This is a genomic window from Dyadobacter sp. 3J3 (genome assembly GCF_009801115.1).
Lineage (GTDB): Bacteria > Bacteroidota > Bacteroidia > Cytophagales > Spirosomataceae > Dyadobacter.
This window is the reverse complement of record NZ_VTOL01000023.1, coordinates 1-15,761: the sequence shown is the minus strand read 5'-3', so window position 1 is coordinate 15,761 and position 15,761 is coordinate 1. Positions and strand designations below refer to the sequence as shown.

Below are 15,761 nucleotides of genomic sequence, written 5' to 3'. Positions count from 1 at the left end.
GTTTGAGCGAAATGTTCTGCCTTCAACCTAAGTCAGATCTTTGCCCCTTGTTAAGCTGTTGATTGAGTTTTGGAAAGCAGATAGAATTCTGTAAAAATTAAAAGAGGTTATAAGAATAAAAAATTTCTGGATGCTTCCCGGAAGGCTGAAACCACCTGCTTTCCCGTGGTTGTCCAGATGTACCGTTGTATCACCAATCCGCGTAAAAACGCGCCTTGGAGGATCCAACGGAATCTGGCCGCCCACGGTGGCCCCGCCAAATTGCCTCGGAACTCGGCGGCGGGAAATATTTAAAGTATTGCGCATAGTGTAATGATTGTTGAACGTGAAAATGAATTGTGGTGAAAGAGGAAAACAACAACCGAAACAAATGGCTGCATGTGCGGCTGACCGAATCAGAATACAAGCAGATCCACGAGCAGTTTGCTAAGACTACCGATCTCAAAGTAAGTGATTTCGTTCGCAAAAAAATCCTTGGAAAACTTATTATCGGAAGTTACCGGGACGCATCTATGGATGCTTTCATGGAAGAATTGATTATGCTCAAAAACGGGCTGAGCGCCATCGGAAACAACTTTAATCAAGCAGTCAAAAGACTGCATACCCTGAGCAAAATCAAGGAGTTTGAACAATGGCTTGTAAGCTATGAACTGGACAGGAGAAGGCTTTTTAAACAACTTGATGAAGCTCAGGATTTTATCAAAAAAATGGCGGATAAATGGTTGCAGTGATCCATCAGGGAAGCAGTCTGAGGGAAGCTGTTAACTACAATGAAAGGAAGGTCGAGCGCAAGGTTGCCACCCTTTTGGATGCGCATCAATACCCCAAATTACCTGAAGATCTTACCTTTAAACAGCGGCTTGCGAGACTTGAAAACAGGGCTAAATTAAACAGCAGGGTGAAGGTAAATCACTTCCATGTATCGCTCAATTTCGCGCCCGGCGAGCTGATTCCCAAAGACCAGTTGAGGCAGATTGCAGCTTTGTATATGGACAAGATCGGCTTTGCAAATCAGCCGTATCTGTTATATGAACACCAGGATTCCGGTCACCCGCACCTCCATGTGGTTTCTACAACAATAAAGGCTGACGGTAGTAGTATTAACCTGCATAATATCGGTAAAAACCAGTCTTCAAAAGCCCGTAGGGAGATTGAAATTCAGTTCGGACTCGTAAAGGCGGATGGGCGCAAAGGTCATGTGGTTGAGCTAAAACCTGTCAGCCTTCAAAAGGTGGAATACGGGAAATTGGAAACCAAAAAGGCCATTGCCAATGTGCTTTCCGGTGTGCTGCAAACCTATAAATACACCTCACTCCCGGAGCTGAATGCGGTATTAAAACAGTACAATATTATGGCTGATGGCGGAAGTGAAGATTCCCGAATTTATAAGAATCATGGGCTGGTGTATTACGCATTAGACCAGAACGGTAAAAGGGTAGGGGCCTCTATCAAAGCGAGTGCTTTTTACTTTAAACCGACACTGAAATCTTTGAAAAATCAGTTCGCTACCAATGAACCGGAACGGTTGAAATTCCGAACGAAGCTTAAAAATACCATTGATTTAATACTGCTTCGTGAGCCGGGCCGGCAGCTTGAAGACCTAATGAGTTCGCTCGAAAAAGAGGGTGTGAAAACGGTTTTGAGAAAGAACGAAGCGGGTCTGGTTTACGGAATTACTTACGTTGACAACCGTACGAAATGCGTATTTAATGGTAGCGCTTTGGGCAAACCCTATAGTGCAAAGGGCATCCTGGATAGAATCAAACAGCCTGGTCTGGTGAAGGAAAAAACAGCAATAGACTCAGAGGTTATTCATCCGTTGCATTACAAAAATACAGGCTCACAAGTTAGTGAAAACGGGTTTATTGACCCGGACTTTGACAAGATCTCTAATCAAAACGAGTCTTCAGACAAGCTCATTGAAGATCTGTTTGCAACAGTTGCTGATCATAATTCTGGTCCATGGCAACTGCGGAGAACAAGAAGAAAAAAGCGTAGAAAAGCAGTAGGGAACTAACGAATTTTAAACATTTAAAAGCATGCAATCATCAGAAAACCAACAGGCATTGGGTAAGATTATGGATATGACCCGGATGCTCGCCATCGCCATTTTAGCACTTCATTTTTATTACTATTGTTATGCTGCTTTCGGGCAGTGGAAACTGGTTTCACCTTTTAGCGACAAGATACTTGGTAACATTGTAAAGACGGGATTGTTCTCAACTTTTAATAAATCCAAGATCATCGCGCTTTGTTTTTTGGTGGTCTCATTGATCGGTGTGAAGGGCAAGAAGCTGGAAAAACTAAGTGTGAAAACCGGGCTCGTTTATATCGGTGCGGGGCTGCTGATTTACTTTGCGAGCGCTCTTATGCTTTACATGGATTTTTCTGTGAAGATGCTTTCGATCATGTATATAAGTACCGCATCCATTGGTTTTATATTGGTTTTAACCGGAGGTACACTGATCAGCAGAGTAATCTATTTAAATATTAACAACGATGATATATTCAACAAGGAGAACGAAACGTTTCCGCAGCACGAGACTCTCTTAGAGAACGAATATTCCATTAATCTTCCCGCCAGATATCAGCTTAAAAACAAATTTCGAAAGTGCTGGATCAACGTCATTAACCCTTTTCGGGGACTTTTGGTGCTGGGTTCTCCTGGCGCCGGAAAGTCATATTTTGTCATCAGACATATTATTACGCAGCACATTGCCAAAGGTTACAGTATGTTTGTATATGATTTTAAAATGCCTGATCTTTCAGTGATTGCCTATAATAGCTGGCTTAAAAACAAGAGTAATTACAAAATCCCACCGCAGTTTTACGCCATCAATTTTGATGACCTGACCCGGTCTCACCGTTGTAATCCGCTGGATCATGCCAGTATGATCGATATCACGGATGCCGCCGAATCTGCACGCACGATCCTGATGGGACTCAACCGCGAATGGGTCAAAAGACAAGGGGATTTCTTTGTTGAATCGCCGATCAATTTTCTAACAGCGATAATCTGGTACCTGCGAAAGTATCAGGACGGTCAGTTTTGCAGCCTGCCTCACGTGATTGAGTTGATGCAGGTGGAATACAAAGACCTTTTTACCATTTTGAGGACGGAAAAGGAGATTGAAGTATTGATAAATCCGTTTATCACCGCTTACTTGAATGATGCGATGGAGCAGCTTGAAGGGCAGATCGCGTCGGCCAAAATAGCGCTGGCCAGACTGTCTTCTCCGCAGCTTTACTACGTTCTGTCCGGCAATGATTTTACGATGGATATCAATAATCCACAGCACCCGAAGATTGTTTGCATGGGTAATAATCCACAGAAAATTCAGATTTATGGCGCTGTGCTTTCACTTTACGTAACACGTCTAATCAAACTTGTAAACCAGAAAGGCAGATTGAAAAGCAGTCTGATCTTCGATGAATTTCCGACCATATATCTGGGAAATATGGACAGTCTTATTGCCACGGCAAGATCCAATAAGGTGGCAACCGCATTAGGAATTCAAGATGCATCCCAGCTTAGAAAGGATTACGGGAAGGAACAGGCCGATGTGATCATGAACATTGTAGGTAATGTCATCTCGGGCCAGGTAACCGGTGATACAGCCAAGCAGCTCAGCGAACGTTTCGGTAAAATTATGCAGGACCGCACCAGTTATTCGATTAACCGGACTGATACATCCATCAGCAGATCAAAGCAGTTTGACGCCGCCATTCCTGCTTCGAAAATTTCAGCATTAAGCTCTGGAGAGTTTGTGGGCATGGTCGCCGATGACCCACAACAAAAAATTGAATTGAAGACCTTTCATTGTGAGATCATAAACGATCACAAAGCTTTACAGCAAGAACAGGAATCATATCAGGAAATCCCAGTTTTTCGAACACTTGACAACGCTATGGTTCAGCGAAACTATCTGCAAATTAAGGAGGATGTAAAAGACATTGTTACTTATGAGATCGAACGCATTTTGCATGATCCGGCTTTGGAGCATTTGGTAGTTAAAAAGGGAAAAAGATAAAACAAAAGCGAGCTAAGACGGACTTGTCAACGTTAGAGTAATTTTTTTCGTGCCATACAAATAAAACATCAGGGCCGTAAGGTAATTTACACCACTCGCTGGTTGGTGCCAGATACGAAATCTTTTACAATACCGGCTTCCAGGCGGCTCTAATTAACGGATTTGTTATGAACGTAAAAACAGCGGCGATGGCGGCTAAAAATTTAAATAGCGCCTTGTTTAGTCTCGGCGCTGTAAATACAACTAATCCACTGCTTATTGCAATTGCAAGTAACTTTGGAACGTTATTTACCAGCATATAGCTGTAAACTTCAAAATTATTTTGCATTATTTTAACAGAGATATATTGCGCAGCCGGGTTCATTCAAACCTTCGTTTTCGCGAACATAAGAAAATGGTGGCTTATTGTAGAAATCATTTTAGTTGCGTGGATTTAGGTAAGCATTTTAACCAGATACTTTATTTACCTGTCGGAAAACGCAATCGCTTCATATTTAAGCGCATTGTAGTGTTTACTAACAGAAGTATTTGCTCTAATTAAATCTTATAATATGGAAACAAGAATTCAATGGAAGGGTCTAGACGATGATACGATTGAAAACTGTACAATTGATGTTGGCAGCGAAGGTGTGGTTGTGACGTCTAAAATTTCAGGGAAAGACGTGGATATTCGCTATCAGATTATGACGGACATTCGGTGGCTGACTAATCGTTGTGAGCTCAGCGGATATTTTCGAGGCTTTAATATTCAATTTTTATTTGAGCGAAATCACCGTGGAACATGGATAGCCAACGGTCAACCCGGCGACCGTTTTGATCAGTGTGAATACGTTGATATTTCACTTACCCCTTTTACCAACTCGTTGCCAATCAATAGGCTGGTATTGTCTGAGAAGGAAGCAAGAGAAATAAGTGCAGTATATTTTGATTTCACTGACCGTAAGGTTAGGCCGGTCAAGCAATGCTACACTAGGCTCTCGGCAAACCTATATCATTATGAAAATATACCAAATGACTTTGAGGCGGACATTTTGGTAGATAATAATGGTTTTGTAGTCGACTATCCGGCTCTATTTACGCGTAAATCTGATTGGCAAACCAAGGAATCAAAAAGTTAATAGCGAAATGAAATTTGACTGGTACATGGCTAAAATGTGTGCCTGCGTGTGATTTTTCTAAACTCTTTGTGACTCAACATAACTCCTGTTAGATAACTTTGGATATCAAATAATCATCAAGTAGATGGAGAATTCGGACTTGTTGACCAGCGCAATTCGGAAATTGAGGACATATCGTTTCGGACGGAATTGATCAGGTTAAATAATTGATTGCTAGTAGCGTAGCTCTTGTTAAAATAAAAGCTGATCATGGTCAATTTGGGGATCTTCCCCACTTTTGGTGGTGAAAATAAATCTCTGCATCTTGAATTTTGGACGGGTAGCCTTATAGCTTAGAATTAAGCATCTTTTTTTGAAGGAAATTATCTCCTTAATAATTTACCACCAAAAGTGGGGATGAACCAATTTGCGACGGAATCGGTGGTCTTGCTATCCGAATTTTCCACTAATAAAGATACTTTAAGGATTTTTCGTGAATTTACTCTTTCTTGTAGATAAATATTCTCCCGAAAAGTGCACAAACGGAGCTAATCTAAGGTATTGATTTCAAAAATTGAAAGCACCCACACAGTCGTATGGCAAGCAATATAGAATACGTTATTTCAAGCTCTGATGATATTTTCGAAATCATCGTCGAATCAGTGCATGAGTATTTTCTAAAGGATGTTTATCAGGATATTGACTTCGAGAATACGTTAAGTGTTTACTTGGATTTGATGAAGGACAGCCTATATTTTTTGGTCGAATATCCCTATGTAGACAAAGTTTACAGAAATAGTTTCTACAACTACTATGCATCTAAGCACGCATCGTACCAAAGGGACTGCATCCGAATAACGATATACGATCAGCAGATTAATAGATCGGATTTTCTGGAATCGGAAAGGCATACTGCCTTAAAAGAAAAATTTTTAGGTTATTTCATCCTCAGACCTATCAAGGCCATTTTTGGAAGGTCGCTGATTAATCCCGCTGCTTTTGAAGGTAGCGATTTTCAAATTTGTGTTCAGAAGACATCCTGTTCTGTTTTTGGAGTAAAGCTAGACATTAGCGGCTTTCCACACAGCTCCCAGGATGGAGAAACAATAACCTGTGCCGAAACAACTATCTGGTCATTGATGGAATATTTTGGTAATAAATATGCAGACTACAAACCGGTTTTGCCATCACAAATAACAAAGACACTGGAACTGCATGCGACACAGCGGCAATTACCGGCGCAAGGACTGACGATGGATGAAATCTCTTTCGTGCTCAAACAGTACGGTTTTGGAACAAGGTTATATTCACACGAAACCTATGGCGCAGCTCTTTTCGAGATTATTGATACCTATATTGAGTCTGGGATACCTTTGATGGTCGGACTGGAGTCAGTAGATGGCGGACTAGGACACGTCGTTGTTCTCATTGGGAAACACTATGAACAACCTGATTTCGATGGAAGTGCTCAAAAGACTTTTGTCGATGCCAAACATGAGATTTCATATTATGATGCAGCGGATTTTGCAACTTACTACGTCGTACAAGATGACAATCTGGCTCCTTACAGGCTCATAACACTCGAAGAACCAGGCAGCCACTATGACGATGAAGCTTCCAAGCAGTACAGGATCGATAATGTGGTAGTACCACTTTACCCTAAGATTTATCTCGAGGCCTATGTCGCAAAAAGGTTGATCATCGAAATTCTGAGAGACGAATTACTTGGTCACTCCTTTGAGGACGGATTCGTATTGCGTTTCTTTCTGGCGTCCAGTAGGTCTTTTAAGAGTCATATTTCCCAACTCCCTGATTTAGAGTTAGATTTAAAAAATAGTATTTTGCTTGCAAGAATGCCTAAATTTATTTGGGTAAGTGAAATTTATGCAAAAAATGCCTTCAATTATCATGGAAGTGAAGCGGCTGGCTTGTTAGTGTTGGATGCAACAGAAGCCAGTTCTACAAGTACAGACACGCTAATATTGGCTGCTTATCCGGACAGGTTTATTGGTATTGATGAAAATAAATTTGTATTTTTGGAGTATGTATTAAAAAACTATCGATACTATAGCAACTTAATATAACATTCAATGAGCAAGAGAGAAAAAATATCCTTCCAAACTGTCAATCACGACAAAGTTACGCCCATAGATGGTCGTCAGCTTGCAGCTTCGAGCCATAGAATTAAGAATGCGATGGCAGTAGTAGTAAGAGATTATAAAAAGCACGAGGCCTCATCAAGGATTGATGCACGGAAACTTGTTTTGAATGCCTAGCATTTAATTGCAAACCAATTAGTGCACTTTGCATAGGCATCTAGTTGGGTTCAAAAGACTGTTTGGAGGTAAGGTAGAATCAATTTCACGATTAAAGGTAATTCTACTGGATATTGCCTTAGAAGGAGTCTAAGTTCACTAGAAAGATTTGAACTGATTTCTCTACATTTTTTTAATATTTCTTCGAAGAATTACATTCAGTACACATACAGTAACTTTTTTGTTTGCTGTCTTAGACAGCCTTCTATTTCGCCGCGCTAATTCCATAGTGCAATTTGTGTACTTGCGTCGATCCTGATGATCAGATAATTGAATTGGCCGTAGATAAATTAATCGGCTTGATTTCGAAATATCCGGATTGTCAATTTACATTGGCGTTTTTTTTACAGCAATAATTCGTTTCATACCGCGGGAATAATGACATACAGACCTTGTCTGGCGCTAATAGTGTATATTGTTTAACAAAATCCAGCTGTTTATATATTTTCAAAAGCCTGTTCAATCCAAGCAAAATCCTCGATAGAAAAGGTTAATATAAAGGTTTTCACAATAGTGGTGAAATAAGCTGAGCTAATTCTATCATCCATATCTGGATGATCAACTTGAGTTTCAATTTAGTTTTAGAGCATTGATATTTAAAGAACTTTTGCGCGATTATTCGGTTGTTCCCAATCTGTCAGCGGGAAATTCCCTCTGGTCTGTTGAGGTCAGTTCATGCATTGCCGGAATATTTAAATCAAAATCTTTTTTCATTTCCGGTAGATTGCGCTCCCACTGATTCCCGTCCAGTTTACGCTTTAAATAACCATCAAATGAAATGTTGGATAGATAGTGATCCTGCGAATGCTTATCTCTGGTATATTTCTTTTTGTTTTTGTGGATGTACACAAAATAGTCGGCAATAAGATCGGTAAGCCGGGAAGGTTTTTGTTTTAGATGCGCAAAGTACTTAACGAAGGTGTTGACATTAATAAGGGTTATCGGCCTAATCGATTGCACCAAATGACGTTTATCATTGATAGCAGCCTCAAAATTTTTGTTAACATACTCATTGACTCCGCTGATATCAAAATTGGGATCGGAATATAGAATGACAGGATAAATGTTCATTTTAGCAGTTGACCGGATCTCTAACTGTTGCCTGAGGTCTGGATCTTCGGATACCAAAAAGTCAATCTGCTTTAATATTTGTAAGAAGCCTTTATTTTTTGAATTACCAGCTTTTGATGCCAAAAAATTTTGATCTATGGTGGAAACAAAGTTTTTGAAATCCATTTGCTCCAAAGTATTTGCGTGAAAAGTGGCATTTTTAACCTCCACTACCAAAACGTTATTGTTAGAGGGTTTGATGATAAAGTCCTGAAATTTTTCGGTGCTGACAATTTTTTGACTTCGCCTATAAAAAATTGCAGAGAGGTATTTTTTTACCAAAAATTGCTCGAAATAATAAAGGCCTATATGCCCCTGATAGGCGTTGTAGGAGTTAAACCGCTTACCTTTTTTAAGTGACGTATTTTTATAGAGAAGATAGAAGAAGCCCTGATCGATGTGATATTGAAAAAAATCGAAGTCGAGAATGACTGCGTCATTGCCGATCAAATAAAATGGCTTTGGAACAATGTCCATATTAACAGAAAACGGTTTGTGTTCTCGCAAATTATCTCGAGTGATAGTAAATTCCGAAATGAACTTTGATGGTACTCCTTCGAAATTAAGCACATGCTTTCCAACTTGCTCTTTTGGTAGTATCGCTTCCAGAATAGACATGAAGAATTTACCGAAATACCACGGGCTGCTTATCCCATAATACTCGCAGAATTCAATGCACTCTTTTCTAAGATCGGTTGCGTCCGACACATATTTCGCCGCAAAAGCAAATTTTACCATCGTAAACATTTTTTGATAGACGTTGGATCTTATGTAAGCTTGTTGTTGGAGATCGAGCTTGAAAATGCTTTCGAAGCTATCAAACTCCCAATTTGGATCCGTCCGAAAGTAGGTCTCGTTAAAGATCAGGATCGTTTTGAGAAGGTCGATACCAATCTCGGACGGATGAACGGGGTAGTTGTCTGCGGTTTCCACAAAGTTTTCAAGGCAAGCTTTTATCAGCATGCTGATTGAGGCAGAGGAAAAATAGGCGCTGGTCTCAAAATTCCTCATTTTCAATAATGGAGATGCATCCATACCCGGGAAAAGTACATCAAGCCCGTTCATGGTTTGAAGCGGAATTTCCGGTTCCTGAAACAGAATGGCATTAATCTTCGAAAGCCGCAAGATCAGTAAATCCGTAGCATATTGGCGGATAAAGGTGAGTCTGTCGCTAGGCAATGTATTGTCGAAAATCTCTGTGTAGTTTCGAACGGCTATATATCTTGTTGACGGGTTCATTTCTCACAATATGGTTCACAAAAGACAAAAATATTCACTGATGGTTACTTGAATCGGCGTCTTATTTAGATAGTTCGTGGGGTATATCCATTGACGGCACTTTTCCAAAGTTGATGAGTTGTTTTCGGATTTACAACGGCCGATCAAAAATTGAACTATCTTTAATTAACTGTTTGGCGAAGCCGGTATTTTATGGCGACTAGTTGCTAAACTAGGGTTGGCTTTAACGGAAAATATACAATTTGGCAGTTTCGAATATTCATTGAATGTCATTATGTAACCTAATCGGAGTTTATTTTTTTGCCAACTATGAGTTTAAATATAAAAGCATTTCAGGTGCTCAATGGAGATTGTTTTCTAATTTCCTTTTTTAGTTTACACCGTAACGAAGAATCGTACATATTAATTGATTCTGGATTCGCTTCAACTTATCATCGGACTCTGAAACTGAGCATGCAACAAATTGCCGACGAAGGAAAAAGAATGGATTTAGTTGTGATAACACATTTTGATAATGACCACATCAGTGGTTTTATTCCATTCTTTAAAGATTTCGGTGTAAGGAATGTGCAAAAAATATGGTTTAATCATGCTGGTGCTGAGTTTTCTTTCCCAAATAATGATGGAAATATAGGAGCCCGCGAAGGAATACAAATTCGCGACTTTCTTTTAAAAACCGAAAAGCTGTCCAAAAACCTGATTTATTTTCCTCAGACGCATTTAATTGACAACGTTACGATAAGAGTCTTGTCTCCAAACCTTGAAGACCTTCAGTCCTACATTAATAAGTGGCAAGATACAGAGTCCGATTATAAATCTGATATCCAAAGTATTGGATCAGTGAAAAGCGACAAGCATAAAACAGTCAGTGAACTTTTATCCGACTTGCAGACAACAGACAGATCAATCAGTAACCGCAGCAGCATAGCATTTTTGCTGGATCATGATAAAAGGACCATTTTGTTTACAGCGGATTCTAATCCAGATGTTTTAGCAAAGTCATTAATATCGATTGGTTTTAGTTGTGAATTTCCCATTAAAGTAGACCTTATGCAAGTATCCCACCATGGGTCGAAATCTAATACTTCGCTAGATTTATTACATTTGATTGATTGCAATAATTATTTAGTAAGCACAAATGCATCCAATTCACATCAATTTCCTCATAAGAGGGCATTGGCGTTAATTGCGAACACTGTTAATGAGAGAAGGCCGAACGAAACAATCAATTTTTATTTTACCTATGATGACCCGATATTTAGGGATTTGTTTACCAGTGATGAAGTCAGTAAATATAATATAGTGTGCAAGTTTCCACCTAACTGCGATAATGGAATCAATATCACCATCTGAAAACAAGTTCTTGAAAGACATCGAGAATATTAGTGTAAGGATATCGACTGGGGGAGTATGTCTGGGAAGTGCTTTTCTGATGAACTGTCCATCAACCCTTGATTGTTTATACCTGGTTACTGCTAGACATTGTATCGAATCACTGTTAGGTGATGATGAATTATCCATTGATCGATTTGATTATGCGCGTGAGGAATTTGGGGAATGCAAATTGTCGTCAACTGAGTTCCACATTTTCAATTTTGATGTGGAAAATAAATACGATCTGGCGCTGATCAAGTTTCCTAAAGCACTTTATCCATTCGACATACCGAACATAATATTGCGACAAAGCCCTACTAAGGGCCGGTCATATAGCTTCAGAGGTTTCCCTAGTGCGTATCGCAACAGTCTTCCTGATGAGCTGGAGGCGAAATGTATATTAACATATGGATCCACTGCCAGTTTAAGCCCTGCTGAGCACTTGGAAGACAATACTTCCATAGCTACTGGCAATGTTGGCGGATTTTCTGGCAGCGGGCTATATTCCCATGCAGACGGAATGCTCGAGTTTGTGGGTATCGTCACAAAGTATAAGACAACTAAAAGATTTGAAGTTTGCACCTTTAGAGAATTAAATACGCTTTTGAGTCAATTTGGGGAGTCAGCATGGAACGTTCTAGATTCGATACCCCAAATTGTCGTAAAGGAAACAAATACTCCCTCAGCTGCATACTACGAGTTTTCCAAAACTTTTTTAGATAAGGCTGAACAACTTGTAGAAGATCTCCAGCCAGCTCAGGCACTAGTAATCGCTAAAACAGCATTGGAAAACATTAGTAACTCGATCCTGAGCCCCATAGATAAAAAGTTTTTGTTAGCGAAAGTGAAATGGACCATTGGCTTGGCTAATTCGGACTTAAATGGCGGGGAAGATACTTATGGGTATCTCATTGAAGCTTATAAATTGAGTCCCAATAATTTGAAATATCAAGAAAGAGCTGCGGTTGCATTTTTACATAAGGATTTGACAGAAAATGCTCTCGAATTGGCGGAACAGATATTGGCGAATGACGAAAATAATGCCAGAGCATGGGCTGTTATGGCTACCCTCGATCCAGAGATGTCGATTTCTCCGGAAGTATTTGATGATCCGATTTTTAAAGTTGCAATAGTGTCATTCTGGAGTAAATTTGGGGCAGACTGGTCGTTAAATCATTTCAAAACACTTTTTGGGAAAGTGTTGGCGAAAAGAGTTCTGCCATTATCATTAATTCCGAGAGCGGAATTACCATACTGGAATTATCTTGCCCAGTTCGCAATATTTGATTTCTTACACACGACAGTTAAAGTTCAAAGCCTAAAACGATCTGAAAAACTTATTGGCATTGAGCAGTTGCGGTATGCGGCAGATATACTGCAAATTCTTTTAAAGCGAATTGAAGAATCAGATCTCCGTTTTAATCCTACCTATGTCCTTTCTCGCTATGACCTGCTCTTATGTCAATATTATCTGTACGATAAAAAGGACGCGGTTTTAGAGATGTATCAAATTTTTATGGGGAACCCTGGGCTTGAAATAGATAAATTCGAATCAAACGATAAAGCGCTTTATAAAAAAATTCCGGAACGTGCATTTGATCTCATACTGTGTCTACTGCAAATCGGCGAAAATTCTAAGGCACTAAATGTTATCGCAGTATTTCCAGATCAGAACCAATACTTCATATTATTATTTCAGGGACGGGCCTTGGAGAGAACTGGGAAAGTGGTGGAGGGCCTAGCAGTTTACCGGCGTTATTTAGAAAGTTTAGTAGTTGTTAGGGAAGTTGAACTTGAAAATATACTAGATATTTTCAACAGATTTCTGAAACATAATAAGGGGGAGGACCTCGTTGCTTGCCAAATCAATCCTGCTTGGGAATTTGAGTATCCGTTTTACGGCAAATTAATTGAGGCCTATTCTTTAAAAGATAGCATACAACAGCAAGCTTACGTTGTGTTCTTATGTGACAGTATATATGACGGTCATTCGGCAGACCTCTCATTTTTCTGTCGGGGCGTGCTTTCATTTGTTTATTGGACGATCGATGAGCCATCCAAGGTAGTCAGCCTACTCGAAAATTACGTCGACTTGCTTACTGAAAACCAGGAGCATCGCTTGTATATTCTGTCTATATGGAAGTCAAAAGGAAACTCCGATCTTCTATTGAAGCTATTGGGTCAATGGCGTACTAATTTTTCTGCCGATCTGGCACTCTTAGACATTGAGATGCGACTTTATCATACGCTCAGGGATCATGAAAAGGTTGAAATAATTTCGGAATATGGACTTGAAAAATTTCCTGGTGAGGAAATTTTTTTGCTAAGGTTGCTTGAATCGCTTAATTGGCAAAAAAAGATAACCAAATTGCAATCCCTTCTTAATGACGATTTGCTTTGCTTAGCGTTACAATGGAGATTTGCTTTTTCATTGGGTAATCTCTGCTTTATTCATGGAAAAACTGAGTTAGGATTAAGGCTGTATTACAAAGTTTTAAAAGATAACCCCGATGACCAAATCGTCAAGGAAGCTTACGTTGTAAATCTTATTGCCTTTCAGCAAATCGATGAAATGCCATATCCCGAAGTGGCGCAAGAAGGAATGGTTGTCAGGTTACTGGTGAAAGATAGGGAGCTTATGGTAGAATTAACGCCCGAGAATATTAAGCTCAAAACGTATGCGAAACAGATAATTGGTAAACGAATTAACGATGTTTTCGCTGTGGTAGACGCAATAACCGGTGCCTCCATCGAATATAAAATAGCACAAATCCTGGATAAGTATAGAGGACAGATGGCATTGTATACCGATTATGTGGCCAAAAATCCCGAGGATGGAATAAAGATTAGGGCATTAAAAATAAATGAGGAAAGCCCCGAGGGCATGATCCGTCAGTTTCAGGAAATGTTCGGTGTAGAAGGCACTAAGACAAAAATTATTGTAGAGGCACAATTAAATAAATTTGCAAACGGTGAGATAGGGTTCTCCCACCTGTTTCGAAGCGTTTTTAGAAACAGTCCGATCAATGCCTGGAACTATATTACATCTAGTAAATCGGATGGTTATCCAATGATTCCGATCATAAATCAGGAAGTCCTAAATTTTACTTCTTCAACGGAATTTGTGCTAGATTTCAGCACCTTATTTACTGTTTTTTATATTTCTCAAAAGACTGAACTGAATTTTCTCGACAAACCATTCATAATTTCACAGCTTTTAAAAGATTACTTACAAAGCGAATTTGTTGAACACTCTGTAAAACGGAAAAGTAAGACAAGTATCTCATTCACTATAGACAAAGTAACACCGATTTTTCGAACGGATGGGGATCTTGATTCTGACCTATCCTATTTAAGTCAGATAAATGAGTGGATTAATCAAAATTGCCGGGTAGCTTTTGCATCTCAGCGGTTGAGCATGAACGAAAACAGAATAAAAACAAACATCGAAAATGATCTTCATGATGAGCTGCTCATGGACACGATGTTACTATCATCCCGAGCCGATAGGATTTTAATTACAGATGAATTACTTTTTTATAAAAATCCAGCACCTTTTAAACGGATTACCTTGGAAAACTATCTGGTGAAAATCTGGGGTGACATTTACCAAGAAAAAATTGTTTTCGAACTTGTAAAATTAAACTACAGAGGCCTAACCATCTCTGGGAAGCAGCTTTACAAAATGTTTGAGTCTAACAAAATATTAAGTAACCCACAGAGTGAGTTTTTTCTCGCCCTGAATAGCTTCACGATGAAGTACAATCCAAATCCACTCAATTTAGTGGAAATCTTGAAATTTGTAAAAGAGTTGTATTCTGATGGATTCAGCCTGGGTTACAAACATCATGTCTCGCAGTTGGTTTTACAGTTTCCTTTGCGGCAACTGCGTGTGACGAATGAGTTACAGGGACTCATTAACATTTTTTTATCAAGTACTTTTGATTTGCTCGGAAACCATTTCGAAGATGTCCGCGAAGACTTAGTAAAAGCAATTGAGCTGGTTGAATATCAAGAAAAGGCCATTAAACGATAGCATTGACACTGAATTATTGACCTAATTAAGGAAAAGATACAAAAGACTTTGTTGACAGTACAATGTTGATCATATGATCTTCAGAAATAACAACAATCAGCTAGGAAGCTTTTTGAAAATCGGAAGTCAAGAATAGATTAGGATATGAACCAGATCAAAGTCGTTTTGATTTGCATCATGCTTTTCTCGGATCATGGCAGCTGCACGTGGGTGGATGCGTAAGTAAGCAAGTTATCATTGTCACAGGATGCCAGTGACACGCACGATATCTATGTACCTGATGCCATCCAAACTAAGCGTCAGATTTTGGATCGCGACAAAATGCGCTTAGAAAAATGTAGATAATTAGACATTTGGTAACTCATTTATCTCTTTTTTAAGCTCATCAATCTTTCTATGATTTATAATGATTTTTTAAGTATTGCTTGTATTTGGATATTCCGTTGATGCTGACCCCGTACCGGGCATACTGACCCCCCTTAATTTAGGTTCTGATCTGAGAGATTCTGATGGGCTGACAATTTTACCGTTTTTTTCTTAAACTTTCACCTTTTAGTTC

At 39.3% G+C, this 15,761-nt stretch carries 10 protein-coding genes; 8 read left to right on the top strand and 2 right to left on the bottom strand.

Annotated features, from left to right (window positions below):
- Nucleotides 1-27: 27 nt before the first annotated feature.
- Nucleotides 28-306, bottom strand: a complete 279-nt coding sequence (locus tag FZF08_RS29230) for a hypothetical protein (RefSeq protein ID WP_159477602.1) — start codon at nt 304-306, stop codon at nt 28-30.
- 35 nt (nt 307-341) lie between these two features.
- Between FZF08_RS29230 and FZF08_RS29225 the strand changes: the two genes are divergently transcribed.
- The 6 genes from FZF08_RS29225 (at nt 342) to FZF08_RS29200 (ending at nt 7,404) form a co-directional block, all read left to right on the top strand.
- Nucleotides 342-731: a plasmid mobilization protein gene (locus FZF08_RS29225; protein ID WP_159477599.1), complete on the top strand. Its 390-nt coding sequence runs from the start codon at nt 342-344 to the stop codon at nt 729-731.
- Complete coding sequence (locus FZF08_RS29220) at nt 719-2,017, top strand: relaxase/mobilization nuclease domain-containing protein (RefSeq protein WP_159477596.1); 1,299 nt, start codon at nt 719-721, stop codon at nt 2,015-2,017. The genes FZF08_RS29225 and FZF08_RS29220 overlap by 13 nt, the downstream gene beginning before the upstream one ends.
- 22 nt (nt 2,018-2,039) lie before the next feature.
- Nucleotides 2,040-4,031 carry a conjugal transfer protein MobC gene (mobC, locus tag FZF08_RS29215; RefSeq protein WP_159477593.1) on the top strand — a complete coding sequence of 664 codons (1,992 nt, stop codon included), beginning with the start codon at nt 2,040-2,042 and terminating at the stop codon, nt 4,029-4,031.
- A 551-nt stretch (nt 4,032-4,582) separates the two neighbouring features.
- Complete coding sequence (locus FZF08_RS29210) at nt 4,583-5,149, top strand: putative glycolipid-binding domain-containing protein (protein WP_159477590.1); 567 nt, start codon at nt 4,583-4,585, stop codon at nt 5,147-5,149.
- A 575-nt stretch (nt 5,150-5,724) separates the two neighbouring features.
- Complete coding sequence (locus tag FZF08_RS29205; RefSeq protein WP_159477587.1) at nt 5,725-7,212, top strand: papain-like cysteine protease family protein; 1,488 nt, start codon at nt 5,725-5,727, stop codon at nt 7,210-7,212.
- Nucleotides 7,213-7,218: 6 nt separating this feature from the next.
- Nucleotides 7,219-7,404, top strand: a complete 186-nt coding sequence (locus FZF08_RS29200; protein ID WP_159477585.1) for a hypothetical protein — start codon at nt 7,219-7,221, stop codon at nt 7,402-7,404.
- A gap of 654 nt (nt 7,405-8,058) precedes the next feature.
- On the opposite strand, the gene FZF08_RS29195 is transcribed toward FZF08_RS29200, so the two are convergent.
- Nucleotides 8,059-9,792 (bottom strand): hypothetical protein, encoded by a 1,734-nt coding sequence (locus tag FZF08_RS29195; protein ID WP_159477582.1) that lies wholly within the window; start codon nt 9,790-9,792, stop codon nt 8,059-8,061.
- 309 nt (nt 9,793-10,101) lie between these two features.
- On the opposite strand from FZF08_RS29195, the gene FZF08_RS29190 reads away from it, so the two are divergent.
- On the top strand, nt 10,102-11,145 hold the full coding sequence (locus FZF08_RS29190; RefSeq protein WP_159477580.1) for a ComEC/Rec2 family competence protein: 1,044 nt from the start codon (nt 10,102-10,104) through the stop codon (nt 11,143-11,145).
- A complete protein-coding gene (locus FZF08_RS29185) occupies nt 11,123-15,202 on the top strand; it encodes a PIN domain-containing protein (RefSeq protein ID WP_159477578.1) in 4,080 nt (1,359 codons plus the stop codon). The genes FZF08_RS29190 and FZF08_RS29185 overlap by 23 nt, the downstream gene beginning before the upstream one ends.
- Nucleotides 15,203-15,761 lie beyond the last annotated feature (559 nt).

What these genes read in the sequence shown, in the direction of transcription:
- mobC (WP_159477593.1), top strand. Translation starts at nt 2,040, where the DNA reads ATGCAATCATCAGAAAACCAACAGGCATTGGGTAAGATTATGGATATG.
- FZF08_RS29220 (WP_159477596.1), top strand. Translation starts at nt 719, where the DNA reads ATGGTTGCAGTGATCCATCAGGGAAGCAGTCTGAGGGAAGCTGTTAAC.
- FZF08_RS29200 (WP_159477585.1), top strand. Translation starts at nt 7,219, where the DNA reads ATGAGCAAGAGAGAAAAAATATCCTTCCAAACTGTCAATCACGACAAA.
- FZF08_RS29230 (WP_159477602.1), bottom strand. Translation starts at nt 306, where the DNA reads ATGCGCAATACTTTAAATATTTCCCGCCGCCGAGTTCCGAGGCAATTT.
- FZF08_RS29205 (WP_159477587.1), top strand. Translation starts at nt 5,725, where the DNA reads ATGGCAAGCAATATAGAATACGTTATTTCAAGCTCTGATGATATTTTC.
- FZF08_RS29190 (WP_159477580.1), top strand. Translation starts at nt 10,102, where the DNA reads ATGAGTTTAAATATAAAAGCATTTCAGGTGCTCAATGGAGATTGTTTT.
- FZF08_RS29185 (WP_159477578.1), top strand. Translation starts at nt 11,123, where the DNA reads ATGGAATCAATATCACCATCTGAAAACAAGTTCTTGAAAGACATCGAG.
- FZF08_RS29195 (WP_159477582.1), bottom strand. Translation starts at nt 9,792, where the DNA reads ATGAACCCGTCAACAAGATATATAGCCGTTCGAAACTACACAGAGATT.
- FZF08_RS29210 (WP_159477590.1), top strand. Translation starts at nt 4,583, where the DNA reads ATGGAAACAAGAATTCAATGGAAGGGTCTAGACGATGATACGATTGAA.